This window comes from Streptomyces sp. NPDC021562, from assembly GCF_040640875.1.
Taxonomy (GTDB): Bacteria; Actinomycetota; Actinomycetes; order Streptomycetales; family Streptomycetaceae; genus Streptomyces.
Genome location: NZ_JBFACN010000014.1, coordinates 81533 through 105083, shown reverse-complemented (window position 1 = coordinate 105083; position 23551 = coordinate 81533). Strand labels below are relative to the sequence as shown.

23 protein-coding genes are annotated in these 23551 nt (G+C 73.2%); 6 read left to right on the top strand and 17 right to left on the bottom strand.

The annotated features are described in order from the left end of the window. From hypB to hypE, 5 genes are all read left to right on the top strand, one after another. The gene (gene hypB, locus AB0G52_RS22760; RefSeq protein ID WP_132890738.1) at positions 1–723 is read left to right on the top strand and encodes a hydrogenase nickel incorporation protein HypB; all 723 of its coding nucleotides are present in this window, start codon (positions 1–3) and stop codon (positions 721–723) included. Beyond that, positions 720–3080, top strand: coding sequence for a carbamoyltransferase HypF (hypF, locus tag AB0G52_RS22755; protein WP_361338167.1), 2361 nt, complete (start codon positions 720–722; stop codon positions 3078–3080). The genes hypB and hypF overlap by 4 nt, the downstream gene beginning before the upstream one ends. 3 nt (positions 3081–3083) lie before the next feature. Next, complete coding sequence (locus tag AB0G52_RS22750; RefSeq protein ID WP_132890740.1) at positions 3084–3374, top strand: HypC/HybG/HupF family hydrogenase formation chaperone; 291 nt, start codon at positions 3084–3086, stop codon at positions 3372–3374. After that, on the top strand, positions 3371–4498 hold the full coding sequence (gene hypD / locus AB0G52_RS22745; RefSeq protein ID WP_132890741.1) for a hydrogenase formation protein HypD: 1128 nt from the start codon (positions 3371–3373) through the stop codon (positions 4496–4498). The genes AB0G52_RS22750 and hypD overlap by 4 nt, the downstream gene beginning before the upstream one ends. Positions 4499–4565: 67 nt before the next feature. Beyond that, the gene (gene hypE / locus AB0G52_RS22740; RefSeq protein ID WP_132890910.1) at positions 4566–5555 is read left to right on the top strand and encodes a hydrogenase expression/formation protein HypE; all 990 of its coding nucleotides are present in this window, start codon (positions 4566–4568) and stop codon (positions 5553–5555) included. 48 nt (positions 5556–5603) lie between these two features. Here hypE and hypA read toward each other — a convergent pair whose 3' ends face one another. The 15 genes from hypA to AB0G52_RS22665 all read right to left on the bottom strand — a co-directional run bounded on the left by hypA (position 5604) and on the right by AB0G52_RS22665 (position 19496). Continuing rightward, a complete protein-coding gene (gene hypA / locus AB0G52_RS22735; RefSeq protein WP_132890742.1) occupies positions 5604–5942 on the bottom strand; it encodes a hydrogenase maturation nickel metallochaperone HypA in 339 nt (112 codons plus the stop codon). 7 nt (positions 5943–5949) lie between these two features. Further along, a complete protein-coding gene (locus tag AB0G52_RS22730; protein ID WP_132890743.1) occupies positions 5950–6144 on the bottom strand; it encodes a hypothetical protein in 195 nt (64 codons plus the stop codon). Between the two features lie 43 nt (positions 6145–6187). After that, positions 6188–6394 carry a hypothetical protein gene (locus tag AB0G52_RS22725; protein WP_132890744.1) on the bottom strand — a complete coding sequence of 69 codons (207 nt, stop codon included), beginning with the start codon at positions 6392–6394 and terminating at the stop codon, positions 6188–6190. Positions 6395–6407: 13 nt separating this feature from the next. Continuing rightward, entirely contained in the window at positions 6408–7010 is a 603-nt protein-coding gene (locus tag AB0G52_RS22720; RefSeq protein ID WP_132890745.1) for a DUF5947 family protein, read from the bottom strand. Next, positions 7007–7558 carry a NifU family protein gene (locus AB0G52_RS22715; protein ID WP_132890746.1) on the bottom strand — a complete coding sequence of 184 codons (552 nt, stop codon included), beginning with the start codon at positions 7556–7558 and terminating at the stop codon, positions 7007–7009. The genes AB0G52_RS22720 and AB0G52_RS22715 overlap by 4 nt, the downstream gene beginning before the upstream one ends. Then, a complete protein-coding gene (locus AB0G52_RS22710; RefSeq protein WP_132890747.1) occupies positions 7551–9341 on the bottom strand; it encodes a nickel-dependent hydrogenase large subunit in 1791 nt (596 codons plus the stop codon). Before AB0G52_RS22710 ends, AB0G52_RS22715 begins: the two co-directional genes overlap by 8 nt. A 69-nt stretch (positions 9342–9410) precedes the next feature. Continuing rightward, positions 9411–10499 carry a hydrogenase expression protein HypE gene (locus AB0G52_RS22705; protein ID WP_132890748.1) on the bottom strand — a complete coding sequence of 363 codons (1089 nt, stop codon included), beginning with the start codon at positions 10497–10499 and terminating at the stop codon, positions 9411–9413. 3 nt (positions 10500–10502) lie between these two features. Next, positions 10503–11915, bottom strand: coding sequence for a hypothetical protein (locus AB0G52_RS22700; RefSeq protein ID WP_361338324.1), 1413 nt, complete (start codon positions 11913–11915; stop codon positions 10503–10505). Positions 11916–12122: 207 nt separating this feature from the next. Further along, positions 12123–12944: a maleylpyruvate isomerase family mycothiol-dependent enzyme gene (locus tag AB0G52_RS22695; RefSeq protein ID WP_361338163.1), complete on the bottom strand. Its 822-nt coding sequence runs from the start codon at positions 12942–12944 to the stop codon at positions 12123–12125. 113 nt (positions 12945–13057) lie between these two features. Next, complete coding sequence (locus tag AB0G52_RS22690) at positions 13058–15787, bottom strand: FUSC family protein (protein WP_361338161.1); 2730 nt, start codon at positions 15785–15787, stop codon at positions 13058–13060. A gap of 173 nt (positions 15788–15960) precedes the next feature. Beyond that, a complete protein-coding gene (locus AB0G52_RS22685) occupies positions 15961–16731 on the bottom strand; it encodes a polysaccharide deacetylase family protein (RefSeq protein ID WP_132890751.1) in 771 nt (256 codons plus the stop codon). 175 nt (positions 16732–16906) lie between these two features. Further along, positions 16907–17290, bottom strand: a complete 384-nt coding sequence (locus tag AB0G52_RS22680) for a VOC family protein (RefSeq protein ID WP_132890752.1) — start codon at positions 17288–17290, stop codon at positions 16907–16909. A gap of 49 nt (positions 17291–17339) precedes the next feature. Further along, positions 17340–18407, bottom strand: coding sequence for an LLM class flavin-dependent oxidoreductase (locus tag AB0G52_RS22675; protein ID WP_132890753.1), 1068 nt, complete (start codon positions 18405–18407; stop codon positions 17340–17342). Further along, entirely contained in the window at positions 18407–18913 is a 507-nt protein-coding gene (locus tag AB0G52_RS22670; RefSeq protein ID WP_132890754.1) for an SRPBCC family protein, read from the bottom strand. Before AB0G52_RS22670 ends, AB0G52_RS22675 begins: the two co-directional genes overlap by 1 nt. A gap of 82 nt (positions 18914–18995) precedes the next feature. Further along, complete coding sequence (locus AB0G52_RS22665; protein WP_132890755.1) at positions 18996–19496, bottom strand: helix-turn-helix domain-containing protein; 501 nt, start codon at positions 19494–19496, stop codon at positions 18996–18998. 187 nt (positions 19497–19683) lie between these two features. On the opposite strand from AB0G52_RS22665, the gene lpdA reads away from it, so the two are divergent. Further along, complete coding sequence (gene lpdA / locus AB0G52_RS22660; RefSeq protein ID WP_132890756.1) at positions 19684–21081, top strand: dihydrolipoyl dehydrogenase; 1398 nt, start codon at positions 19684–19686, stop codon at positions 21079–21081. Positions 21082–21135: 54 nt separating this feature from the next. Here lpdA and AB0G52_RS22655 read toward each other — a convergent pair whose 3' ends face one another. Continuing rightward, positions 21136–21864, bottom strand: coding sequence for an AAA family ATPase (locus tag AB0G52_RS22655; RefSeq protein WP_361338157.1), 729 nt, complete (start codon positions 21862–21864; stop codon positions 21136–21138). After that, a complete protein-coding gene (locus AB0G52_RS22650; protein WP_361338155.1) occupies positions 21864–23534 on the bottom strand; it encodes a right-handed parallel beta-helix repeat-containing protein in 1671 nt (556 codons plus the stop codon). Before AB0G52_RS22650 ends, AB0G52_RS22655 begins: the two co-directional genes overlap by 1 nt. Between the last annotated feature and the right edge of the window lie 17 nt (positions 23535–23551).

The window sequence follows — 23551 nt, the reverse complement described above, 5'->3', positions numbered from 1 at the left end:
ATGTGTCAGTCGGAGGAGGTCACCCGGGCCGTCCTGGCCAGGAACGACGGCCTGGCCGCGAGCCTGCGCGACGACCTGACCGCCCGCGGGGTGAGCGTGCTCAACCTGCTCTCCAGCCCCGGCAGCGGCAAGACCGAACTGCTCGGCCGGGTGCTGGCGCGAGCGCTGGAGCGGGACGTCCCCGTCGCCGCCTTCACCGCCGACCTCGCGACCGAGAACGACGCGACGCGCCTGGCCCGCTCGGGGGCTCCGGTGAAACAACTGCTCACCGACGGGCTGTGCCACCTGGAGGCCCGCCAGGTCCGCGGCCACCTGGAGGGCTGGCTGCCGCCGGACACCGCGCTGCTGTTCGTGGAGAACGTCGGCAACCTCGTCTGCCCCGCCTCCTACGACCTCGGCGAACACCTGCGGATCGTGCTGATGGCGGTGACCGAGGGCGAGGACAAGCCCGCGAAGTACCCCACCGCCTTCGGCTCCGCGCACCTGGTGGTGCTCACCAAGACCGACCTCGCGGGGCCGGCCGGATTCGACGGGACCGCCTTCGCCGACCAGGTACGGCGGGTCAACCCCGGGGTGGAGATCGTCCCCACCTGCGCCCGCACCGGTGAGGGCGTCGACACCCTGCTCGACCGGGTGCTCGCCGTCCGGGACGGCGCCCCCGCGCACCGGCCGCCGCTCGCCCCGCACCCGCACGGCCACAGCCACGCCCCGACCGCCTCGTGACCGCGCCCACCACCACGGCGGCCGTCCGCCGGCGCGTCACGGTACGCGGCACCGTACAGGGCGTCGGGTTCCGCCCCTACGTCCACCGCCTCGCCGCCGGCCTCGGCCTCACCGGCTTCGTCGGCAACACGGCGCACGGGGTGTTCATCGAGGTCGAGGGCCCGGCGGCGGACGTCGAGCGGTTCTGCGGGCGGCTCGCGGCCGAGGCGCCGCCGCTGGCCACCGTGACCGCCGTCGCCGTCGAGGAGACGCCCGCCACCGGCACGGACACCGGCTTCACGATCCGGGCCACCGAACAGTCCGCCCCCGGCCGCACCCTGCTCCCGCCCGACACCGCGACCTGCGCCGCGTGCCTGCGCGAACTCGCCGACCCGGCCGACCGCCGCCATCGGCACCCCTTCATCACCTGCACCCACTGCGGACCCAGGTTCACCATCGCCACCGCGATGCCCTACGACCGCGCGGTCACCACCATGTCCGCATTCGCCATGTGCCCCGAGTGCGCCCGGGAGTACGAGGCCCCCGCCGACCGCCGCTTCCACGCCCAGCCCGTGGCCTGCCCCGACTGCGGTCCCCGGCTGCGCCTGGTGCCCGCCGAGGGGAGCGGGGTGAGAGCGGCTCGCGACGGCGACGCCCTCTCACAGGCGCGAGAACTGCTCGCCGCCGGGCGGATCCTCGCCGTCAAGGGGATCGGCGGCTACCACCTGGCCTGCGACGCCTCCGCCGCCCACGCCGTCGACACCCTGCGCACCCGCAAGGCGCGCGGCGACAAGCCGTTCGCCGTGATGTGCGCGGACCTCGCCGAGGCCGAGCGGATCGCCGAGGTCGGCACGGCCGAGCGCGCCGCCCTCACCGGCCCCCGCCGCCCCATCGTCCTCCTGCGTCCCAAGCGGGGCGGCCGGCTGGCGCCGGGCGTCTGCCCGGGCAGCCCGCACCTCGGTGTGATGCTGCCCTACACCCCCGTCCACACCCTCCTGCTCGGCCTGCCCGGCGACCCGCCCGGCCCCCGCGTCCTCGTCATGACCAGCGGCAACCGCTCGGGCGAGCCCATCGTCACCGACGACGACGAGGCGCTGACCCGGCTGTTCGGGCTGGCCGACGCCTGGCTCGCGCACGACCGGCCCATCGCCTCGCCCTGCGACGACTCCCTGCTGCGGATCCGCGCCGACGGCACCGAACAGGTCCTGCGCCGCTCCCGCGGATACGTCCCACGCCCCCTGCGGCTGCCGGTGCCCGTGCGGCCCGCGCTCGCGGTGGGCGGCGACCTGAAGAACGCGCTCTGCCTCGGCGAGGGCGACCTCGCCTGGTTCGGCCCGCACATCGGCGACATGGGCGACCTGGCCACCCTGGAGGCCGCCGCCGCGGCGGAACGGCAGCTGCGCCGGCTGACCGGCGTCCGCCCCGAACTGGTCGCCGCCGACCGCCACCCCGGCTACCACTCGTCCGCCTGGGCCCGCCGCCGCGGCGCGCAACTCCCCGCGTCGACACCGGTGTTCGTACAGCACCACCACGCACACATCGCCTCCGTCATGGCCCAGGCGGGCCTGGACGGCACCACCCCCGTCCTCGGCGTCGCCTTCGACGGCACCGGCTACGGCGACGACGGCACCGTCTGGGGCGGCGAGGTGCTCGTCGCCGACTACGCCGGGTACCGCCGCCTCGCCCACCTCGCCCCGGCCCCGCTGCCCGGCGGGGACGCCGGGGTGGCCAACCCGTGCCGGACGGCGCTGGCCCGGCTGTGGGCGGCCGGCCTGCCCTGGGACCCGGACCTGCCCAGCGTGTCCGCCTGCACGGCCGAGGAACTCAGGCTGCTGGAACGCCAGTTGACCAGCGGGGTCGGCTGTGCGACCACGTCGAGCATGGGCCGGCTCTTCGACGCGGTGTCGTCCCTCGCGGGCGTGTGCCACCGCGCGGGCTACGAGGCCCAGGCCGCCCTGGAGCTGGAGGCCCAGGCCTGCCTGGCCTGGGACCTGGACACCGCCGCGTACCCGTTCGGCGACCGCTTCGACCCGGCCCCCGCCCTGCGCGCGCTCCTGACCGACCTGCGGCGCGGCACCCCGGTACCGGTGATCGCGGCCCGCTTCCACCGGGGCGTCGCCGACACCGTCGCCGCCGTCTGCCGACGGGCCCGCCGGGACACCGGACTGGACACCGTCGCCCTCACCGGCGGGGTCTTCGCCAACGCGCTGCTGGAGAGCGCGAGCGCCGAACTGCTCCGCGACGACGGCTTCACGGTTCTCCTGCACGGCGAGGTCCCGCCGAACGACGGCGGGCTGGCGCTCGGGCAGCTGATGGTCGCGGCCCACGGACGGCCCGGCCACGAGGGACGGACAACAGCCCGCTACGAGACGGAGTGACCCATGTGTTTGGCAGTGCCCGGCAGGGTTGTGAGCATCGACGCCACCGCCGATCCGCTCACCGGCCTGATCGACTTCGGCGGGGTGCAGAAACAGGCGTGCCTGGAGTACGTGTCCGACGTGCGGGTGGGGGAGTACGTGATCGTCCACGTCGGCTTCGCCCTGCAGCGGCTCGACGAGGAGTCCGCCCTGGCCTCCCTCAAGCTCTTCGAGGAACTCGGCCTCCTGGAGGAGGAGTTCGGCGACGCCTGGCGGCAGGCCGCCCAGCAGGCCGAGGGGAGCGAGGCGCGGTGAAGTACATCGACGAGTTCAACGACCCCCAGCTGGCACGCCGGCTGCTGGACGAGATCCGCGCCATTGCCACCCGGCCCTGGGCCCTGATGGAGGTGTGCGGCGGTCAGACCCACTCGATCATCCGGCACGGCATCGACCAACTGCTCCCGGAAGAGGTCGAGTTGATCCACGGGCCGGGCTGCCCGGTCTGTGTGACGCCGCTGGAGTGCATCGACAAGGCGCTGGAGATCGCCGCCCGCCCCGGCGTGATCTTCTGCTCGTTCGGCGACATGCTCCGGGTGCCCGGCACCGACCGGGACCTGTTCCGGGTCAAGGGCGACGGCGGTGACGTCCGGGTGGTGTACTCCCCGCTGGACGCGCTCCAGCTGGCCGTCCGGCACCCGGAGAAGCAGGTCGTCTTCTTCGCCATCGGCTTCGAGACCACCGCCCCCGCCAACGCCATGGCCGTCCACCAGGCGAAGCGGCTCGGCCTGACCAACTTCAGCCTCCTGGTCTCCCACGTCCGGGTCCCCCCGGCCATCGAGGCCATCATGACCGCGCCCAGCTGCCGGGTGCAGGGCTTCCTGGCCGCCGGGCACGTGTGCAGCGTGATGGGCATGAGCGAGTACCCGGAACTGGCCGAACGGCACCGGGTCCCCATCGTCGTCACCGGCTTCGAACCGCTCGACATCCTGGAGGGCATCCGGCGTACCGTCCGCCAGCTGGAGAACGGCGAGCACCGGGTGGAGAACGCCTACCCCCGGGCCGTGCGCGAGGCCGGCAACCCGGCCGCCGTCCGCATGATCGAGGAGGTCTTCGAGGTAGCCGACCGCTCCTGGCGCGGCATCGGCCGGATCCCCGGCAGCGGCTGGCGGCTCAGCGAGGCCTACCGGGCGTACGACGCCGAACACCGCTTCGACGTCACCGGCATCCGCACCGAGGAACCCGCCGAATGCCGGGCCGGCGAGGTCCTGCAGGGCTTGATCAAGCCCACCGACTGCACGGCCTTCGGCACCACCTGCACCCCGCGCACCCCGCTCGGCGCCACCATGGTCTCCAGCGAGGGCGCCTGCGCCGCCTACTACCTGTACCGCCGGATGTCCGAACCGGCGCCCGCGCGCGAGGAGATGAACCCCGTTGGCTGAACAGACCGTGGTCGACCCGGCGAACTGGAGCTGCCCCGCACCGATCCGGGACCAGCCGGTCGTGGTGATGGGCCACGGCGGGGGCGGCGCGCTCTCCGCCGAACTGATCGAACAGGTCTTCGCCCCCGCCTACGGCAACGCCCTGCTCGCCGGCCTGACCGACTCGGCCGTCCTGCACCTCGGCGGCGCCCGCCTGGCCCTGTCCACGGACTCCTACGTCGTACGGCCGCTGTTCTTCCCGGGCGGCTGCCTCGGCGACCTCGCCGTCAACGGCACGGTCAACGACCTGGCGATGAGCGGCGCCCGGCCCGCCTACCTCTCCGCCGCCTTCGTCCTGGAGGAGGGCGTGGCACTGTCCGTCGTGGAACGCGTCGCGCGGGCCATGGGCGCGGCGGCCGAGACGGCCGGGGTCACCATCGCCACCGGTGACACCAAGGTCGTCGAGGCCGGACACGGGGACGGGGTGTACGTCACCACCGCCGGGGTCGGACTGGTCCCCGAGCGGGTGGACATCCGGCCGCAGCGGGCCAGGCCCGGGGACGCCGTCATCGTCAGCGGGCCGATCGGCCTGCACGGCGTCGCCGTGCTGAGCGTGCGCGAGGGGCTGGAGTTCGGCGTCGAGATCGCCAGCGACACCGCTCCGCTGGCCGACCTGGTGGCGACCATGCTGGACGTCACCCCGGAGATCCACGTCCTGCGCGACCCCACCCGGGGCGGTCTGGCGGCCTCCCTCAACGAGATCGCCCGCGCCTCCGGGACCGGCGTGCGGCTCAGCGAGCGCGCCGTCCCCGTGCCGGACGCGGTCGCCAACGCCTGCGGCTTCCTCGGCCTCGACCCGCTCTACGTGGCCAACGAGGGCCGCCTCGTGGCCTTCGTACCGCCCGCCGACGCCGAGGCCGTGCTGGCGGCGATGCGCGCCCACCCGCAGGGAGCGGGCGCCGTGATCGTCGGGGAGTGCGTCGCCGAGCACCCCGGGATGGTGGTCATGGCCACCGGCCTGGGCGGCACCCGGGTCGTGGACCTGCCGCTCGGGGAGCAACTGCCCCGCATCTGCTGACAGGTCCGCCGACGAGGATCCCGCCCGCGCCGCCGGGCGCCGGCGGGGTCATTCGACGGCGGTGATCTCCAGTTCGCGGCCGCTGCGCAGCTCGGTGGCGGGCCGGTCGCAGCGCGGGCACCAGAAGAACGGCGGCATGCCCACCGCGAACTCCTCGGCGCACGGTGTGCACCAGGCCACCGCGGGCACCTCGTCCACCACCAGCCGGGCACCCGCGACGGCGGTGCCGTCGCGGGCCACCTCGAAGGCGAAGTCCAGGGCGTCGGGGACGACCCCGGACAGCTCGCCGACCCGGACGGTCACCGCGGTCACGCGGTCCGCGCCGTCCGCCCGGGCCCATGCGTCGGCCTGTTCCACGATCGCGGTCGCGATCGACAGTTCGTGCACGTCCGGCTCACGGATACCGGTGACGGGCGCGCAGGCCCCCGGCGATGCGCCAGATCTTCATCTCGCGCATCATGCTGGGGATCTCGGTGACGAACAGCGTCAGGACCAGCGCGCCCACCACCGCGATCTCCGCGGTCAGCACGCGCTGGGCGGCCGTCCCTGTCCTTCGTCCTCTGGTCTTCACGCTTGCTCTGGTCTTCACGTGGGGGACTCCTTGTTCTCGCTGGGCCGGCCCGGGACCGGGGTCATCCGGGCGGGATGTTCGGCATGACGTCCAGGAGGGCGTCGTGGCGCTTCCAGTGGATGTTGGTCGAGCGCCGCGCGTCGGCGGTGCCGTCCTGGTGGTGTCCGGTCTGCTTCTGGTAGGGGCCCTCGTTGCCCTGGTGCATGCCGGGCACGTGGGACGGGGTGTCGGGCCGCGCCTGGGGGCGGCCGACTCTGATGTTGCCCATGGTTCTCTCCTTCCTAGGACCGTTCGGTGAGCTCCTCGAAGAAACGCGCCACGGCCGGCCACATCCGGCCGCCGCCGGACAGGCCCCGCCATTCCCGGCGCACCACGGCGAGCATGCGGTAGCAGTCGTCGACCGGTGCGATCCAGTGGTGGTCGAGGCCGTGCACGGTGTTGACCAGCAGGGCCTCGACATCGGGGGCCAGACCGGCCAGGGGCGGACAGCCGGCGACCGCCCGCTGCCAGGCGGCCGCGTCCACCTCCCAGCGCATGGCACCCGCCGGGCTCGGCCCCTGGGCGGTGACCGAGCCGTCGGCGCGCGGTACGAAGAAGACCAGGCCCACCGGGACCCCGAGGGCCGCCGTGTCCACCTTCCCCAGGCGGACCCGGCGGGTCGGGATCAGCCGGAACTGCCCCTCGCCGGTGCCCTGACGGCCGTCGGCGAACAGCACCGAGCAGGGCCGGCAGGCACAGCGGACCTGGTCCTGACCGGTGTCGTAGAGGTGCGGATGGTCCGCGGCGACCGGGGCGGCGCACAGGTCGCACTCCTCCGTCCGTGCCGTCGGCCGGTGGTCGGCGGCGGAACGGATGAGGCGGGCCAGGGCTCCGTCGGCGGTCACCGTGCCTCCTGCGGCCGGCGCAGGGCGTCCAGAGGGACGAAGGCGGGCGCCGGGGCCTCGGCCACCGGCTCCACGCCGGCCAGCTCCGGGGCCGCGGCGAGCACGGCCTCCCGGACCGCGTCGGTCACCTCCGTCGTACCTCCGCCGCACCCGGAGCCGCAACCGCCGCCCGAGGCCAGCCGCACCCGGCCCACCTCGCCCTCCACCCCGGCCCACTCGACGTCGCCGCCGCGCTCGCGCACCGCCGGGCGCAGCCGCTCCACCGCACGGGCGGCCCGGCGCTCGGGCGCGTCGGGGTGGATGTCGTGCAGCACCAGGAGGTGGTCGAGGAGTTCGTCGTCGGCGAGTGACGCGGCCAGCGGCGCGTCCGCCCGGTCGAGGACGCGGGCGAGTGCCTCGCCGTAGACCTCGATGAGCAGACGTACCGCCTCCACGGCCGAGCGGCCGGCCGGGCCCTGGGCGGTCTCCAGACCCTCCAGGAGGGTGTCGAGGCGGGCCAGCCGGGCCTCGACCTCCGGGCCGTCGAGCCGCCCGACGGCCTCAGCCATGGTTCGCCCCGTACGTCGGCGAGTGCGTGACGGTCAGGGTCTTCCCCTTGCCGGTGTACATGTGGACGCCGCACGGCAGACAGGGGTCGAAGCTGCGGACCGTGCGCATGATGTCGACGCCCTTGAAGTCGTCCGGGCCGTTCTCCTCGAAGATCGGCTGGCCCATCACGGCGTCCTCGTAGGGGCCGGGGGTGCCGAACTTGTCGCGGGGGCTGGCGTTCCACGGGGTCGGCGGGTAGGGGTGGTAGTTGGCGATCTTCTTGTCCTTGATCACCAGATGGTGGGAGAGGACCCCGCGCACGGCCTCGTGGAAGCCGCAGCCGATCGCCTCGTCCGGGACCTCGAAGTCCTCGAACACCTTGGTGTCGCCGGAGCGCACCAGACCCATCGCCTCTTCCAGGAACTGCAGGGCCATGGCCGCCGCGTAGGCGACGAAGTACGGCCGGGCGCGGTCCCGTTCGAGGGTGTTGGACCACTGGGGGATCTTCCACTCCAGGGTGGTCTCGGGCAGGGACTCGCCCTTGGGCAGCGAGATCCGCACGCTGTGCCCGGTGGCCTTGATGTACGGCGTGTCCACGAGACCGCTCAGCGCCGTCGACCAGAGCCGGGCCAGCGGCCCGCCGCCGGTGTCCAGGGCGAGGTGGTCGCCGGTGCGCCGGTCGAACCAGCGCGGGCTCATCACCCAGCTGTAGTTGCCCTCGAAGTCCCGCTTCTGCGGCACCGGGAGGGTCGTCTGGTTCCACGGGTGGCGCATGTCGACGGGGTTGCCCAGCGGGTCGTGGGTGACGAACGGGTCCTCGTTGACCCAGTCCTCGTAGAACGAGGAGCCCAGCATGATCCGCAGGCCGAGGTTGATGTCGACCAGGCTGTTGGTGACCAGCTCGCCGTCGACGACGACGCCCGGGGTGACGTACATCGCCCTGCCCCAGCGCTCCATGTTCTCGTACGTGTAGTCGACGACCTTCGGGTCCTGCCAGGCGCCCCAACAGCCCAGGAGGATGCGGCGCTTGCCGACCTCCTCGTAGCCGGGCAGCGCCTCGTAGAAGAAGTCGAAGACGTCGTCGTTCATGGCGACGGCCTTCTTCACGAAGTCGATGACGTGCATCAGCCGGCTGAGGTAGTCGGTGAACACCGTCGGCTGCGGCATGGTGCCGACACCGCCCGGATAGAGCGTGGAGGGGTGCACGTGGCGGCCCTCCATGAGGCAGAACATCTCGCGGGTGGTCCGGGAGACCTTCAGGGCCTCCTTGTAGACCTCGCCCTCGAAGGGGTTGAAGGCCTTCATGATGTCCGCGATGGTCCGGTACCCGTGGATGTCACCGCGCGGCGCGGTGGTCTTCTGCGCGCGGGCCAGCACGCTCGGGTTCGTGGCCTTGACCATCTGCTCGCAGAAGTCCACGAAGACCAGGTTGTCCTGGAAGATCGTGTGGTCGAACATGTACTCGGCCGCTTCGCCGAGGTTCACGATGTGCTCGGCGAGCGGCGGCGGCTTCACGCCGTACGCCATCTGCTGGGCGTAGTCCGAGCAGGTGGTGTGGTTGTCGCCGCAGATGCCGCAGATGCGGGAGGTGATGAAACCCGCGTCGCGCGGGTCCTTCCCCTTCATGAAGACGGAGTAGCCGCGGAAGAGGGAGGAGGTGCTGTGGCACTCCACCACCTCCCGGTTGGCGAAGTCGATCTTCGTGTAGATGCCCAGGTTTCCGATGATCCGGGTGATCGGATCCCAGGACATGTCCACGATCTGCGCGGGCTTGCGCCCCTTGTGCCGGGCCTCGGTTGTCATCGGCGTTCGCTGACCTTTGCTGTGGGGGACTGGGGTGGGGGGATTCGCCGTGGCGGGAGCCGTGACGCGTCAGGGGCGCCAGCGCGGGGCGTACCCGCTGGTGAGCTTGCGTTTGTTGTGGCGCCACTTGGGTTCGTGGTTGACCAGTTCGTTGGTGAAGCCGCGCAGCCGGCGGATGACCGCGCCGTACGGCTTGATGGCCAGCGAGGAGAGGGTGCCGCCGGGCGGCTCGTCCATGAACGGCATGAACGCGTCCGGGAAGCCCGGCATGGTGCAGCCGATGCAGATGCCGCCGACGTTCGGGCAGCCGCCGATCCCGGCCATCCAGCCCCGCTTGGGCACGTTGCAGTTCACGACCGGGCCCCAGCAGCCGGTCTTGACCAGGCACTTGGGCGAGTTGTAGTCCGTCGCGAAGGTCGCCTGCTCGTAGTAGGCGGCGCGGTCGCAGCCCTCGTGGACCGTCTTCCCGAACAGCCACTGCGGACGCAGCATGTGGTCCAGCGGCGGCGGGGGAGCGGTGCCGGCGGCGTGGTAGAGCACCCAGACCAGGGTCTCCATGAAGTTCTCCGGCTGGACCGGGCAGCCGGGGACGTTCACCACGGGCAGTCCGCCCTGGGACCTGTAGTCCCAGCCCAGGTAGTCCGCGAGGCCCATGGAACCGGTCGGGTTGCCGGCCATCGCGTGGATGCCGCCGAAGGTGGCGCAGGTGCCGATCGCCACGACCGCCCAGGCCTTGGGCGCCAGTTGGTCGATCCAGGTGTTGATGGTCTGCGGCTCGCCGGTCTCCGGGTCGTTGCCGAACGAGGTCCAGTAGCCCTCGCCCTCGATGATGTTCTGGTTCGGGATCGAGCCCTCGATGACGAGGATGAACGGTGCCAGCTCGCCCCGCGCCGCCGCCCGGTAGGGCGCGAGGAAGTCCTCGCCGCCCAGGCTCGGCGAGAGCACCTTGTTGACCAGGTTGACCTTCGGCATCCCCGGGATCAGGCCCAGGACCAGGTCCTCGATGGACGGCTGGTCGGCGGCCGTCACGGAGACGGTGTCGCCGTCACAGCTCATGCCCTCGGAGATCCACAGGATGGTGATCTCGTCGAACCCCTTGCGTTCCTCGGCTCGGCTCGGTTCGCCGCCGACGGCGGTGGTGCCGCTTGTGGTGCTCATACGCTAGGCCTCCGATGGAGTGGGCCCCGGGGACGACGTGGTCGCCGTCTCTGGATCCGGGACGTCGGTGCCCCCGAGCGGCTCGACTTCGTCGGGCCGGAAGTAGTGGAAACGGCCGTACCAGCCGTGCAGTTCGGCCGCCGGGTCGTCGTCCACGGTGACCGCGAGCCGGGTGCTGCCGTCCACGTCGTGGAAGACGGCGGCCACGGTCGCGGTCCGGCCGACCAGGAACATGTCCTGGGCGTCGGCCCCCCGGCCCCGCGGACACAGCCGCACCGCCGAGCCGCCCCCGACGCGCACACCGTCGACGAGAACCGTGTCGGTGGCGGGCGAGAACCCGTCGTCGCCCCCCTCCTGCCACCACGCGGGGCGCGCGCCGGACCGCCCTTCGCCGTCCGCGGGGGTCAGTGAGCGGATCGCGCCGTGCAGGCGGCCGAAGACCTCCGGGGGCATGGTGTCCACCCGGTCGAGGATCTCGGCGGCCCTGGCGTCCGTGGCCCGGGCCTCCCGCTTCTCCTCGTCCGTCAGCAGCATCGTGCGCAGGGTGAGGATCTCGTCGATCTCACCGGCGTCGTGCAGGTCCCCGGGGCTCTCCGGGGCCACCTGCGGATGGTCGGGCAGGATGATCGGCGAGGAGAGCAGCAGGGGGGAGAGCGCGCCGTCCACGGGTGAGCAGGCCGGGGGCGGGCCGCCGAGCACCGGGAAGGTGAAGTCGTTGCGGCAGCCCCGGGCCGCCTCCTCGAGGTCCGGGCCCGGGTCGATCAGGGAGACGAACTCCGCGCCGTCCGCACCGAGAAGCGTGTGGGTGGCGATCAGGGCGTGGCGCAGGGCCCGGTCCCGGGCAGCACGCGGCTGCGCCGCACGGCCCTCGTTCGCGGTGCGCACCCGCAGCCGCAGCACCTCCCCGCCCAGCCGCTCGGCCACCAGCGTGGTGCTCGCCCGCACCTCCTCACGACGCCGCACGACCCGCCCGGCGCCCCCGGGGAGCACCTGTGCGTCGGTACCGGCCGGGGCGCCCACCGCGAACGTGCGCTCACCCTCGGCCAGGGCCACGGTGAGGTCCGCCGTGCGCGGCACCGCCTCCTCGAAGGTCAGCTGTACCGTGCCGTCGTCGCACGCCAGCGACTCCACCGGCCGCCCGTCGGCGTCCTCGACCTGCTTGTGCTGCATCTGCAGGTACCGCACCCGCAGCCGCAGGACCGCGCCCGGCCGCCGCACCCGCACCAGACACTCCGTCTGCTGGTACCAGGAGTCCGCCGAGCCCGACACGCCCGGGCTGACCGGCCCGTCCGCCTCCACCCAGGAACGGGGGAAGAGGACCCCGAACTGCCAGCGGGCACGGTTCTTCGGCGAGGACCGCCGATAGGGGTAGAGGAGGTAGCCCTCGTAGAGGACGGCATCGGCGACGGCGCTCATGCCCTCGAAGGACGGCAGAGGACGGCCGGAGCCGTCCACCAGGGCAGTGCGGGGCGCTCTGCCGTCGACCATTCCCTCGGCCATGCAGCCTCCTCGGATCCGTGCGCGCGCCCATACCTTCCACCACCGTCACATCGGTCACGCCCGCCCGCCTCTTCTGGCTGAGCGGCGTTGCGCCGGACGGGGGATGCCGGGGCGGCGGCCCGGTCAGGGGGCGACGAACAGGGCGGGGAAGCGGGGCGCCAGCCAGGGGCGGCGGCCGTGGGCGAGCACCTGGCTCTTCGCCATCGCCGCCCAGGGGTTGCGGCGGCCGAGGGCGATGAGCAGGAAGGCGACGGGTTCCACGACGATCGTGCAGTCCGGGCGGGCCGGCGGCTCCGCCGTCACCCGTACGGCACCGTCGCCGACGGTGACGCCGAAGGCGCCGCCACCGCGCAGCCGGACGGAGTAGCTCGCGGTCAGTCGCGCGACGGCCGCGCCGTCCGCCACGACCGGCATGGCCGACAGCAGGAACGGCAGGCACCAGGTCACCCGGTCGGGGTCGAGCATGTCCGGGAGCCCCAGGGTGCGGGCGATGTCGTAGCCGTGGCCCAGCATGTGCGTGAGCAGGTAGGACCCCAGGACGGAGCGGTTCATCGGGCCGAGCGGGGTGACGGGAGCCGGACCGTCGGCCGCCGCGTGCAGGGCGTCGGCGCAGCGCCCGGCCTGCTCGCTGATCATCGTCGCGAGCGGCCCGGGCCGGCGTTCCTCGAACGCGGCCAGCGACTCGGCGTTGGCCGCCGCCAGGCTCTGCGGCGTGCCGTCGCCGTAGGGGCGTTCCCGGCCCTCCGCGAGGTCGGCCATCAGCGCGTTGGCCAGCGCCAGATGGGCCGCGGCCTCGCCGAGCGTCCACGTCGACCCGGGCACCGCGAGCCCCGGGTCGCGTGCGACGCCCAGCACCACCGCGATGTCGTCGGCGGTCCCCCGTATCGCCCGCCCGAGCCCTTCGGGCAGCGCCCCTCGGACATCCTGCTGCGCCACCTGGTCCACGCGACTGCCCCCCCGCTCCGTCGCGCCGTACCCAATCAGACGTACGGACGTTCGGCAACCCTCGTCGCGTCCGGCCACCGCACGTGCGCCCGGGTCTGCCCGGCCCCGGGGGTTCAGGAGGCGGATGCCGTCCGCGTCCCGTGGTGGCGTGCTCTCGCCCGGGCCTTCGCCGCGTCAGCGAGGCCGGGCTGGAGCCGGCGGGCGGCGTCCACGTGGTCGTCGGTCCAGATGATCCGGATCGCGACGGGGGTGGCCCGCCCCTCCTCGTCGCTGAGTTCGGTGCGGACGGACGCGACGAGCCGGGTGGCGCCCTCGGGCCGCAGCGGTACGACGTCGGGCACCGGCGCGTGGTCGCCGAGGCTCGCGGCGAACTCGTGGTACCAGCCGGTCACCAGGGCCGCGGACCCGAGCACGGCACCGTGCGCGTCGGCCCGGACGGCCCGGACCCGGGCCCGGTCCTCGCCCTGCCACAGGGACACGACCGCGTCGGCGGCCAGCCGCAGGCCCACGACCCCGGTCACCAGCGTGGTCGTACAGGCCAACGACAGGGGTTTGGCGCCGCGTTCGGCCAGGTAGCTGCGGAACGCGTCGTCCAGCCGCCGGGCGGAGGCCGCCGCCGCCCGGCTCTGCGGACCGGGATCCGTGGGGGTGCTGTGGCCGAGGGCGTAGTCGACGGCGGCGCCCAGGTACCGGGCGCTGTCGTCGTACGCCTCGGCGAGCGCCCGGTGCACGGCCGCCCGTGCGCCGCGCGGCCAGAAGAACACGGCGACGACGACGCTGACCGCACAGCCCAGCGCGATGTCCTGGACGCGCAGCAGGGCGATGTGCCAGCTGGGGTCGTGGCCGATGTTGAACAGCACCACGAGGGTCACCGTGAACGCCGCCTGCCCGGCGGCGAAGGAGACGGCCGCGGGCGCGACGCCCGCGAGCAGGACGGCCACCGGGAGCACGAACCACAGGGCGGTGCCGTGATGGCCGATCAGCTGCAGCAGCCCGGCCCCGATCACGGATCCGGCCACGGTGCCCAGGACGGCACGGACGGCGTTCTGCCCGGTGCTGAGCGCGTTGGAGCGCAGCACGGACAGGGTGCCCAGCAGCACCCAGAAGGAGTGCTCGACGCCGGTCACCCCGGCGAGGAACACGGCGATGCCGAGGCCGACGGCGCCGCGCAGGCTGTTGTGCAGCCACACCGAGTCCGCCGTGAGGTGGGTGCGGGCCCGTTCGCGGGCGGCGGCCAGCGGGGCGGTCAGCGCGCCCGGTTCCCGGCCGAGCAGCCGCTCGGGCCAGCTGCGCTGCCAGGCGGAGGCCGCCGTGCCGACGTTGTCGGCGATCTGGAGCACGGCGAAGCCCAGCTCCTGGGCGCGGAAGGAGACGTCGAGCGTCGCGATGAACCCGAAGACCTCGGCCGGACTGTTCCCGCCCGGCTGCTCGGCGGGCACCCGGACGGCGGAGCTGTGCTCCATCCCGGTCAAGGCGGTCCGCAGCTGCGCGGCGCGGGCCCGCAGCGGACCGGTGTCGCCGTCGAGGTCGGCGAGCAGGTCAGCGGCCGCTTCCAGGACGAGCGCGCCGGCCAGGCGCACGGTGTGGGCGGCCGGATCGCAGCCGGGCGGCTCGTCGGTGTAGTCGGACCGGTCCACGAGCACGGCACACAGCCAGGTGAGCTCGTCGACCAGCCGGACCAGGGCACGGGACGTCGCCGACAGGCCGGTGGGCCGGTACGGGGTGGCATCGAAGGCCGCCCGCAGCTCGACACCGGCCCGAGCGGTGCGCTCGGCCGCCACCCGACACAAATCGCCGCCACGCACCACCCGACCGGCCCCCAGCAGATCGCCGCCCGGCTGGTCCGGGTGGGGCGGGGCGGTGCTTGGCTGGTCCGGGTGGGGTGGGTCGGTGTCCGGCTGGTCGGGGCCCTGCAGGTCGGTGCCCGGCTGGTTCGGGTGGGGCGGGTCGGTGTCCGGCTGGTCGGGGCCGCGCAGGTCGGTGCTTGGCTGGTTCGGGTGGGGCGGGGCGGTGCTCGGCTGGTCCGGGTGGGGCGGGGCGGTGCTTGGCTGGTCCGGGCGGCGCGGGTCGGTGTCCGGCTGGTCGGGGCACTGCAGGTCGGTGCTTGGCTGGTTCGGGTGGGGCGGGGCGGTGCTCGGCTGGTCCGGGTCGGGTGGGTCGGTGTCCGGCTGGTCGGGGCCGCGCAGGTCGGTGCCCCGCAGGTCGGTGCCCGGCGGGTCGGTGCTTGGCTGGTCTGGGCGGGGAGGGTTGGTGATCGGTGGGTCGGTGCTCGGCGGGTTCGGGGTGGGTAGGGAGGCGCGCGTGTGCAGGTAGTCGGCGGCGGCCCGGCAGACGGCGGCTGCCGGGGCGCTGAGCGGGTCGGCGACCGGCCGTGGCCACAGCAGGGCGACGGCGGGCAGCGCCACCGCCGCCGCGAGCCCCGCACCCGCCAGCCGGTCGGGCAGCTGCGACAGCGGCACCGGCGCGCTGACCGGCAGGACGAAGGCCAGCAGCAGGGCCGTGGAGCTGCCCGCCAGGACCGAACTGACCACGCCCGCGAAGAGGACCAGGAAACCGACCACGACCGTCGCCGCCACGGCCGACCAGATCTCCCGCCCCGCCAGCGTCCCCACGCAGATCAGCACCAGCCAGGCCAGCGCCAGCGCCACCTGCGCCCGCAGCCGCTCCACCATCGGGCCGGAGTAGTCGACCAGCAGCAGCATCGAGAACGACCCGAACGCGGCGAAGCTGGCCGTCGTCGGGGAGTGCAGCACCTCGGTGCACAGGGCGAACAGGGCGGGCATCACCACCGCCGTACGCCCGGCCCGCCGGGTCGCCGCGAGGTCCGGGTCCCTGCGACGCAACCACGTCAGCCACCGTGGCGCCCGCCCCGACATGCACACCTCCCGCCGGCCACGGCACGGGCGGCCCCGCCGCCGCACCGTGCACACGCCTCATATGCTGCCACCACCGGACCGTCCGCAACATGTGCGGCGACCCGCCGCGCGCCGGGCCGGAACCGGACCGCGGCCGGGACTCAGCGCACCGGGAAGCCGAACGAACGCCCCTGCTCCTTCAGCCACGGCAGGACCTCGCGCAGCGCGGCCACCGTCTCGGAGCGGTCGCCGCCCGCGTCGTGGAAGAGGATCGTCGGACCGTTGGACATCTCGTTCTTCACGGTGGCGACGATGGCGGCGGTGCCCGGGCGCTCGAAGTCCTTGGAGTCGACGTTCCAGCCCAGCGGGCGCATGCCGTGGGCGGCGGCGATCTTGCGGCTGTACGGAGTGAAGGCACCGCCCGGGGCGCGGTAGTACAGCGGCCGCACCCCACCGGACGCCTTCGTGATCATGCGCTCGGCGTCCAGGATCTGCTGGGACTGGTAGGCCTCGGACTTCTTGTCCATGGTGACGTCGTGCGACACCGTGTGGTCGCACAGCCGGTGCCCGGCCGCCACCACCGCCTTGACCAGGTCCGGATGCGCCTGCGCCTGCGGGCCGATCATGCAGAAGGTGGCCTTCACGCCGTACTCCCCGAGCACCTCCAGCACCCGCGGGGTCCAGACCGGGTCCGGGCCGTCGTCGATGGTGATGTTCACACCCCCGGCGCCCCGGTCCGAGGCGTGCGTGATCTCCACCGACACCGGGGCCACCTCCGGAACCGCGCGGTGCGCCGAACTCCCCGCGCCCCCGGACCCGTTGACGGGACCGGCCTGCGCGGTCCACAGCGAGGCGGCGACGGCCACCGCCGTGACCCCGAGCGCCCCAGCGACCATCTGGCCGTACCAACCCCGTGCGCCGTGCCGCGCCATGTCCGCCCCGATCCTTGTCGTTCCGTCGATCCCGTGCACCCGTCAGGACGGACGGCGGCGGCCACCGGATCCGTCCGTTACCGATCGCGGACAATTCCGCGGGAGTTCTGCGACAGGCTCTCTGCGTGATCTCTAACGCCGGGCGCCACGATCGGTGTTGGCGGTCATCGTGAGATCACGGTGTGGACCGGGGAGGGTTGCGGCACAGGCAGAACGGATGACCGGCCGGATCGGTGTACACCTCCCAGCCGTAGCCGGACTCGCCGACGAAGCTCTTCTGGAAGGTGGCGCCCAGTTCGGTCACCCGGCGCCGCTCGGGCTCGAACTCGTCCACCTCGAAGTCGAGGTGGAACTGCTGCGGATGCTCCTGGCCCGGCCAGCTGGGCGGCTGGTAGTCCGTCACCCGCTGGAAGGACAGCTCGATGCCGTCGTTGCGCAGGTTGACCCAGTCCTTCTGGCTGATCTCGGTGTTGATCTCCCAGCCCAGCAGTTCGGCGTAGAACTCGGCCAGCTTCCAGGGGTCGGGGCAGTCGAGGATGACATCGGTGAACGTCAGCATGCGGTCATCGTAGATCGCGGCGCCGACGCCCCCGGGCAGGGCGGTCGGGTCACGTCCCCCTGTTGCCCCGGTCGGTCTCGTGGACCAGCTCGATCGCGCGTCCCAGGGTGGTCAGCCGGTCCTCCACGGTCGCCCCGGCGGGGTAGAGCCGGACCGTGTCCACCCCGGCGTCGCGCCAGACCGCCAGCCGCTCGCGGACCATGGTCTCCGTGCCGATCAGCGTCGTACCGAGCACCATCTCGTCCGTCACCAGCGCGGCCGCCCCGTCCCGGTCGCCGCCCTGCCAGCGTTCGCGCACCTCGGCCGCGACCTCGGCCCAGCCCTGGCGGCTGTAGGCGTTGTTGTAGAAGTTGGTGGAGGCCGAGCCCATCCCGCCGAGGCTGAAGGCGAGTTCCTTCTTCCGTCCGGCGACCATCGCCCCGAGGGCCTCCTCGTCGGGTGCGAAGGCGACCTCGGCGCCCTGGCAGACATCCAGGTCCGCGCGGGTACGACCGCCACGGGCCAGGCCCTCGTCGAGGTGCGCGAAGTAGGCGTCGCCGGCGCCCTCGGGCACGAAGCTGGTGCCCAGCCAGCCGTCGGCGACCTCACCGGTCAGCCGCAGCATGGCCGGGGACAGAGCGGCCAGGTACACCGGGATCTCGTGCTCGGCGCGCATCGACAGCCGCATCGGGACGGCCTCGCCGCCGGGCAGCGGGACGGTGAACTCCGCGCCGGAGTAGGTGAGTCGGCCGCCGTCCAGCACGCGCCGCACGATCTCCACGGTCTCCCGCATCCGGCGCAGTGGCCTGGCGAAGGGGACGCCGTGCAGTCCCTCGATGACCTGGGGGCCGGATGCGCCGAGACCGAGCAGGAAACGCCCGCCGGACAGGTTGGAGAGCGTGACGGCCGTCTGTGCCACGGCCGTCGGGGTCCGGGTGCCCAGCTGCAGCACACCGGAGCCGAGCAGCATCCGGTCGGTGAGCGCCGCGTAGTAGCCCAGGGCGGAGGGGGCGTCGGAGCCCCACGCCTCGGCCACCCAGCAGACGTCCAGGCCCAGCTTCTCCGCCTCGACGACGAAATCGGCCTGCCGGGACCAGTGTTCGCCGCCCGAGGCCTCGATCGTGGTGGCCGCGCGCATCACGCCTCCGCCCGCTTCTTGATCTCGGCGAGGGTGGCGGTGATGCTCCGCTCGAACTCCCGCAGCCGTACGAAGACGATCTTCTGTTCCTTGTCCGGCATCCGGTCGATCGCCACCGACAGCCCGGAACGCCCCGGTCCCAGCTGCATCCACTGCGACAGCTCGGTCCCGCCCGCCTCGGGGCGGAGCCGGAACCGCCAGACCGCGGAGGGGGCGCACGGGTCCTGCACGGCCCAGGCGAGGACCGACTCCGGCTCGCACTCGGTCACCTCGGACGTGGTCTCCCAGCTGCCGAACGCCTCGTGTTCACTGCGGCCGACGAACCTGGCCCCGACCGCGGGTCCGGTGGCACCGTCGAGCCAGGAGACGGACCGCAGTTCCGTGCTCATGCCCGGCATCAGCTCGATGTCGCTGACCAGCGCCCACACCGTGGCCGGCGGGGCGTCGATCCAGGTCCGCACCTCGACCGTGGGTTTGTCCGCGTAGCGTGCGCCCGTCCACTCCAAGACCGTCGGCCTCCTCGCCGTCAGAGTTCTCCCACCCAGAGTTGCGAAATGAGACTCTGCTTGTCAAGGGAGTGCGACGGGCTCATTCGACGCCGAACCGCCGTCGTATCTCCGGCCGCTGCGCGAGCCGCTCGGGATATCCGGGCCCCATCCGCATCGACGTCTCCCCGGCCCGCAACGGCGCCCGGCACTGGGCGCAGACGACCTCGGCGGCGGTGTCGTGGCCGCACGCCCCGTGGTGGAACACCACGGGTACGCCCCGCTCCCCGGCGAGCCACCGGTCGCCCCACGCGGACATCGCGGCGAGCACCGCGAACAGGTCGCGTCCCTTCTCGGTGAGGACGTAGTCGTAGCGCGGCGGTTCCGCCTCGTACTGCCGTTTCTCCAGGATCCGCTCGTCGACCAGGAGGCGCAGCCGGTCGGTCAACGTGTTGCGGGCGATGCCCAGTTCCTGCTGGAACTCGTCGAAGCGGCTGATCCCGTAGAAGGCCTCCCGCACCACCAGCGGCGTCCAGTGGTCACCCAGCAGGTCGACGGTCCGCGCGATCGAGCACGGCCACTTGGCGAACGAGGTCCGTTTCATGTCCTCACGATAGCGGGGCCGCCAGGCAGTCTCATGAAGAAACTCAGCTGACGGTCCTGGCGGACGGCCGCGTGGACATCCGCGCCCCGCGCGCTTTCACTGGTTATGACGGGAGTCTGGGTGCGCGCTCGGGCATCGGTCGCGCTGGTGACCGGAGCGGTCCGGTCCCCGGAGGTGAGGTGGAGCCATGCAGACGGACTTCGACGTCGTCGTCCTGGGAGCCGGACCCGGCGGTTACGTGGCCGCGATCCGCGCCGCGCAGCTGGGCCTGCGCACCGCGATCGTGGAGGGGCGCTTCTGGGGCGGGGTCTGCCTCAACATCGGCTGCATCCCGGCCAAGGCGCTGCTGCGCAACGCCGAGGTCGCCCAGCTGATCCAGCACGACGCGGAGAAATTCGGCGTGAAGATCAGCGGGGAGGTGGCCCTCGACTACCGCGCCGCCTACGAGCGCAGCCGGGTGGTGGCCGACGGACGCGTCAAGGGCGTCGGCTACCTGATGCGCAAGAACGGGATCGACCAGTTCGAGGGGCAGGGCACCTTCCTCGACCCGGGCACCCTGCAGGTGCGGATGCGGGACGGCGAGACCACGCTCTCCTTCCGCTCCTGCGTCATCGCCACCGGCTCCACCGTGAAACTGCTGCCCGGCACGGTGCTCGGCCGGCGCGTCGTCACCTACGAGGAGCAGATCCTCTCCGACACTCTCCCGGCCAGCCTGGTCATCGCGGGCGCCGGTGCCATCGGCGTCGAGTTCGCCTACCTGCTGCGGTCCTACGGCGTCGAGGTCACGCTGGTGGAGTACCTCGACCGGATCGCACCGCTGGAGGACGAGGAGGTCTCCGCCGAGCTCGCCCGCCGGTTCAGACGCCAGGGCATCCGCATCCTGACCTCCACCGCCGTACAGGCGGTCGAGGAGACCGCCGACGGCGTCCGGGTGACCGTACGGCAGGGCGGCACCGAACAGGTCCTGGAGGCGGAGAAGGTCCTCCAGGCCACCGGCTTCCAACCGCGCACCGCGGGCTACGGGCTCGGCAGCACCGGGGTACGGCTCACCGAGCGGGGCGCCATCGACGTCGACGGCCACTGCCGCACCAGCCGGCCGCACATCTACGCCATCGGTGACGTCACGGCGAAGCTGATGCTCGCGCACACCGCCGAGGCGATGGGCATCGTCGCCGCCGAGAGCATCGCCGGCGCGGAGACCATGGAGCTGGACTACCGGATGATCCCGCGCGCCACCTTCTGCCAGCCCCAGATCGCCAGCTTCGGCTGGACCGAGGCCGAGGCCCGTGCCGAGGGCTTCGACGTACGGGTGGCGAAGTTCCCCTTCACGGCCAACGCCAAGGCGCACGGCCTGGGCGACACGGTCGGGTTCGTGAAGCTGGTGAGCGACGCCCGGTACGGGGAACTGCTCGGCGGCCACCTGATCGGGCCGGACGTGACCGAGCTCCTGCCGGAGCTGACCCTCGCCCAGAAATGGGACCTCACCGTGCACGAACTCGCCCGGAACGTGCACGCCCACCCGACGCTGAGCGAGGCCGTCCAGGACGCCCTGCACGGACTGGCCGGACACATGATCAACCTCTGACGGACCGGCCGCGCCGCGGTCGCCGTCAGCGCCCGAGCCGTCAGCGCCCGGCCGTCAGCGGGCTGCCGGCTGGGGCAGGTCGTGGGCCTCCAGGCTGATCAACTGGTCCGCGGTCGGCGCGGTGAGCTCGGCGACCCGCTGGGCCTGGCGCTCGGTCATCTCCTGGAAGACCTGGCGGGCCGAGCGGCCGTTGCCGAACCCCTCGCCCTTGGGCATGGACTCGAAGAGCGCGAGGAGTTCCGCGCGGGCGGTGGGCGTGAGCTCGTAGCGGTGCTGCCCGGCCTGGTACTCCACGATCGACACCAGCTCGACCGGCTCGTAGTCCTCGAAGAGCAGGGTGCGGCCGAAACGGGAGGCGAGGCCGGGGTTGGAACCGATGAAGCGGTGCATGTCACCGGGGTAGCCGGCGGCGATCACCACCACGTCGTCGCGGTGGTCCTCCATGAGCTTCACCAGCGTCGCCACCGCCCCGGTGCCGAAGTCGTTGCCCGCCAGCGCCGGGGCCAGCGAGTAGGCCTCGTCGATGAAGAGCACGCCCCAGAGCGCACGGGTGAAGGCCGCGGTGGTCTTCGGGCCGGTGTGGCCGACGTACTCGCCGACCAGCGCGGTCCGGTCCACCTCGACCAGATGGCCCCGGCGCAGCAGTCCGAGGGCCTTGAGCAGGCGGCCGTACAGGCGGGCGACCGTGGTCTTGCCGGTACCGGGGTTGCCGGCGAAGACCAGGTGGCGGCTGAGCGGCGGGGCGGGCAGTCCGGCCTCCTCACGGCGGCGGACCGTCTGCATCAGCTTGACCAGGGAGCTGACGTCCTGCTTGACGCGGTCCAGGCCGACCAGTTCGTGGAGTTCGCCGAGCAGGTCCTCCAGGTTCTCCTCCTCCGGCTCCTCCGTGTCCGCGCCGGACGCGCCGGACGCGGTGCCCCCCGGCGGACCGGTCGGCCGGGGCCCCGGCCGGGGCGCCGAAGACCAGCGGCGTGCCGTCGGCCGTGCAGTCCTCCAGGACCGGCCTGGCGCCGTCGTCGGTGCCCAGCGCCTGCGCGCAGTCCCGGACGCGGCAGTGCCGGAAGACCGGGTCGGCACCCTTGGCGACGTGCAGGGCGGGAAACCCGGCGCGGGTCACGTCGAGCGCGGTGAACGTGCCGCCCGCGCCCTCCGCCAGGAACACGCCGTTCTTGCCCGGCCGGTCGACGCAGTCCTCGCGGGCGCGGCCGGTCTCGTGGTCGACGAGGGCGCCGAGGCGACGGTGGACGGATCCGGATCCCGGTCAGGGAGGCGGCGGCGCCCTTGGCGATCTGCACCCCGATCTCGTTCGTACCGGTCACCGTCGAGTCGGCGACCGTGCTTTTGGCGGCCGAGCCGATACCGATCCCGGCGGCCGCCCCGGCGACCCGGCAGCCCGAGAGCGTGGCCACCGCGCGTTCCAGGACGCTGACCCCGGTCATGGCGACGTCGGTGATCCCGCAGTCGGTCAGTTCGACCCGCGCCTCGCCGGTGGCGTGCACACCGTGCTCCGAGCCGCCGCGGACCCGGCAGTCCGCGAGCCGTCCGACGGCCGTACCGGCCAGATGGACCGCGCTGAACGCGCTGCGGTCGATCCGGCAGTCGGCCAGCAGCGCCTCGCCCGAGCCCGTCACCAGCAGTCCGTTGGCGCCCGCGTCGGCCACCGAGCAGCCCGAGGCGCTCAGCCGGGCGGTCTCCTGGGCGCTGCCGTCCATCCCGACGTAGCGCACTCCGGAGGTGGTGGTGCCGTCGCCGGCCTCCTTGGTCCAGGTGAACAACTGGTAGGTGTCGTCGCCCCGGACATGGGCGTACGGCGGCCGGGTGTGGTCCGCGCCCGCGAGCCAGCGGGTACGGACCCAGGGGGGCGGGCGCTGCTCGCGCCAGCGGTCGGTGGTCAGGAAGCCGTCGGCGAGGGGCTCGCGCCTGCCGACCTCCTTGCCGTGCGGGGAGTGCCGCTCCCAGGTGGCGCGGAGGGAGCCGTCGGCCGGGTCCATGGCGTGCTCCTGGTACTGGCCGGCCCGTTCGGGCGATTCGGCCATGCCCCACTGCCGCTGGGCGATCCGGCCGTCCGCGGTGCGGTCGGTCCAGCCGCTGCTCATGCGCTCCCGGGTCCGCGGGCCCGAGGCGATCACCGTGCCGTCGCCGTCGTAGCGGTGCCAGGTCCAGGCCCCGTCGCCGTCGTCGACGCCCAGGGTGTGGCCGGTCCGGCCGTTGAACTTCTGCAGCCCGTCGCGGTACTCGCGCACCGTGCGGCCCCGGCCGTCGGTGTCCCGCCAGCCGGTGCCCGCCGTGTCGTAGTGCCGGCTGCCCGTGCCGACCGGCGTGCCGGTGTCGTCCCAGCGCACCCACTGGGTACGGCGGTTGGTGCGGGCGAAGTCGATGGTGTCGGTCCGGCGGAAGGAGTCGACCACGTCACCGGAGGCACCGGGCAGCACCCGGCGCTCGAAGACCGGCACCTGCTTCTTGGTCGAGC

What these genes read in the sequence shown, in the direction of transcription:
- hypB (WP_132890738.1), top strand. Translation starts at nt 1, where the DNA reads ATGTGTCAGTCGGAGGAGGTCACCCGGGCCGTCCTGGCCAGGAACGAC.
- AB0G52_RS22750 (WP_132890740.1), top strand. Translation starts at nt 3,084, where the DNA reads ATGTGTTTGGCAGTGCCCGGCAGGGTTGTGAGCATCGACGCCACCGCC.
- hypE (WP_132890910.1), top strand. Translation starts at nt 4,566, where the DNA reads ATGGGCCACGGCGGGGGCGGCGCGCTCTCCGCCGAACTGATCGAACAG.
- AB0G52_RS22725 (WP_132890744.1), bottom strand. Translation starts at nt 6,394, where the DNA reads ATGGGCAACATCAGAGTCGGCCGCCCCCAGGCGCGGCCCGACACCCCG.
- AB0G52_RS22715 (WP_132890746.1), bottom strand. Translation starts at nt 7,558, where the DNA reads ATGGCTGAGGCCGTCGGGCGGCTCGACGGCCCGGAGGTCGAGGCCCGG.
- AB0G52_RS22710 (WP_132890747.1), bottom strand. Translation starts at nt 9,341, where the DNA reads ATGACAACCGAGGCCCGGCACAAGGGGCGCAAGCCCGCGCAGATCGTG.
- AB0G52_RS22705 (WP_132890748.1), bottom strand. Translation starts at nt 10,499, where the DNA reads ATGAGCACCACAAGCGGCACCACCGCCGTCGGCGGCGAACCGAGCCGA.
- AB0G52_RS22700 (WP_361338324.1), bottom strand. Translation starts at nt 11,915, where the DNA reads ATGAGCGCCGTCGCCGATGCCGTCCTCTACGAGGGCTACCTCCTCTAC.
- AB0G52_RS22685 (WP_132890751.1), bottom strand. Translation starts at nt 16,731, where the DNA reads ATGGCGCGGCACGGCGCACGGGGTTGGTACGGCCAGATGGTCGCTGGG.
- AB0G52_RS22680 (WP_132890752.1), bottom strand. Translation starts at nt 17,290, where the DNA reads ATGCTGACGTTCACCGATGTCATCCTCGACTGCCCCGACCCCTGGAAG.
- AB0G52_RS22675 (WP_132890753.1), bottom strand. Translation starts at nt 18,407, where the DNA reads ATGCGCGCGGCCACCACGATCGAGGCCTCGGGCGGCGAACACTGGTCC.
- AB0G52_RS22665 (WP_132890755.1), bottom strand. Translation starts at nt 19,496, where the DNA reads ATGAAACGGACCTCGTTCGCCAAGTGGCCGTGCTCGATCGCGCGGACC.
- lpdA (WP_132890756.1), top strand. Translation starts at nt 19,684, where the DNA reads ATGCAGACGGACTTCGACGTCGTCGTCCTGGGAGCCGGACCCGGCGGT.
- AB0G52_RS22655 (WP_361338157.1), bottom strand. Translation starts at nt 21,864, where the DNA reads ATGCAGACGGTCCGCCGCCGTGAGGAGGCCGGACTGCCCGCCCCGCCG.